The organism is Micromonospora sp. NPDC049799, from assembly GCF_040656655.1.
GTDB lineage: Bacteria > Actinomycetota > Actinomycetes > Mycobacteriales > Micromonosporaceae > Micromonospora.
The window spans coordinates 1-1911 of record NZ_JBFAMU010000735.1 but is presented as its reverse complement, the minus strand read 5'-3'; the positions used below and the strand labels follow the sequence as shown (position 1 = coordinate 1911).

The 1911-nt window shown below is 76.3% G+C and carries 2 protein-coding genes; both read left to right on the top strand.

The window, feature by feature from the left end:
- A partial coding sequence (locus AB0I76_RS28920; RefSeq protein WP_357042028.1) for an ABC transporter ATP-binding protein occupies window positions 1-668 on the top strand: 668 nt, incomplete at its 5' end.
- A partial coding sequence (locus tag AB0I76_RS28915; protein WP_357042025.1) for an FtsX-like permease family protein occupies window positions 665-1911 on the top strand: 1247 nt, incomplete at its 3' end. The genes AB0I76_RS28920 and AB0I76_RS28915, both read left to right, overlap by 4 nt.

Sequence of the window (1911 nt, the reverse complement as noted above, 5' to 3'; positions counted from 1 at the left end):
CGGCCGTGCACGCGCTGCGCGGGGTCAGCCTCACCGTCGCGCCCGGCGAGCTGGTCGCCGTCATGGGCCCCTCCGGATCGGGCAAGTCGACCCTGCTGGCCCTGGCCGGCGGCCTGGACAGCCCGAGCGCCGGCCAGGTCGTCGTGGACGGCCAGGTGCTCGGCGACCTGGACCGGCGCCGCCTCGCCCGGCTGCGTCGCCGTCGGGTCGGCTACATCTTCCAGGACCTCAACCTGATCGCCAGCCTCACCGCGGTGGAGAACGTCGCGCTCCCCCTGGAACTGGACGGGACCGGCGTACGACCGGCCCGCCGTCTCGCCCTCGACGCGCTGGCCGAGGTGGGCCTGCCCGACCTGGGCGACCGCTTCCCGGACCAGCTCTCCGGCGGCCAGCAGCAGCGGGTCGCCATCGCCCGGGCCCTGGTCGGCGAGCGCCGCCTGGTCCTCGCCGACGAGCCGACCGGTGCACTGGACTCGCAGACCGGCGAGGCCGTGCTGCACCTGCTGCGCCGACGGGTCGACGCCGGGGCGGCTGGGGTGCTGGTCACCCACGAGGCCCGACACGCCGCGTGGGCGGACCGGGTGGTGTTCCTGCGGGACGGGGTACTGGTCGACTCGACCGCGCCCCTGGGCGACGTGGCGCAACTGCTCACCGGCAGCGGTCGGTGAGGCCGGACCGGCTCACCGGCACGGCCGGATCGTGGCGGGTCGCGCTCCGGGTGGCCCGGCGGGAGGTGCGGCGGGCGCGCGGGCGTACGGCGTTGATCCTGGTGATGATCGTCCTGCCGGTGCTGGGCCTGTCGTTCACCGCGGCGACCTGGGACATGTCGGAACTCACCCGGGCGGAACGGATCGACCGCCAACTCGGCGTCGCCGACGTGGAACTGCTGCCGGCCATGGCGGAGCCGATCGTGCAGACCGCGTGGGGTGACGGGTGGGGCCCCCGCGACGGCGAGAGCGCGGTGGCCGGCCCGGTCGATCCCGCGACGGCTGCCGGACTGCTCCCGGCCGGGTCCCGGGTGCTGCCCGTGCAGCGACAGACCTACTTCGAGGCCCTGGTCGGCGACCGTGTCGACGACACCGTGGCGGCCCGGGCCGTCGACCTGACCGACCCGCTCGGACGCGGGCTGGCCCGGTCCCTGCGCGGCCGGGCTCCGGTGGGCTCCGACGAGATCGCGGTCAACGACGCCGCGTCGGACCGGTTGAGGGTCCGCCTCGGGGGTCGGGTGACGTCCGGGGACGGCTCGCGCACCTGGACGGTCGTCGGGGTGGTCGAGTTCCCGGACCAGCTGGGCCCGGTCGTGGCGCTGCCGCCGGAGGCACCGGCACGACCGGGAGGCGCCGAGACCACCCTGCTGGTCGACCTGCCCGGCGCCGTCGACGCCGACCTGGTCCGGCGGCTCAACGACCACGGCTTCGTGGTGCAGGCCCGGATTCCCGTGCCAGGTCCGCCGCCCGGGACGGAGGCCCGGTACGGGAACTTTCCCTCGGCGATGGACCTGGAGGGCATGAGCACCGCCGTGCTCGTCGGCGGGCTCGGGCTGCTGGAGGTCGTGCTGCTCGTCGGGCCCGCCTTCGCAGTGGGCGTACGCCGGCGGCGGCGGGACCTGGCGCTGGTCGCGGTGGCCGGTGGGGACGCCGTCCACCTGCGCCGGATCGTCCTGGCCGACGGGCTGGTGCTGGGTGCGGTCGGCGCCGCCGTGGGCGTGCTGCTCGGCGTCGCCGCGGCCGTGGCGTTCCGTCCGCTGAGCGAGCGGTACCTGTTCCAGGCGCGCTTCGGCGGGTACCGCTTCATGCCGGAGGCGCTGCTGCTGATCGCCGCCGTCGCGGTCCTGGCCGGGGTGCTCGCCGCGCTGGTGCCGGCGTGGACGGCCGCCCGGCAGGACGTGGTGGCGGGACTGGCCGGGCGGCG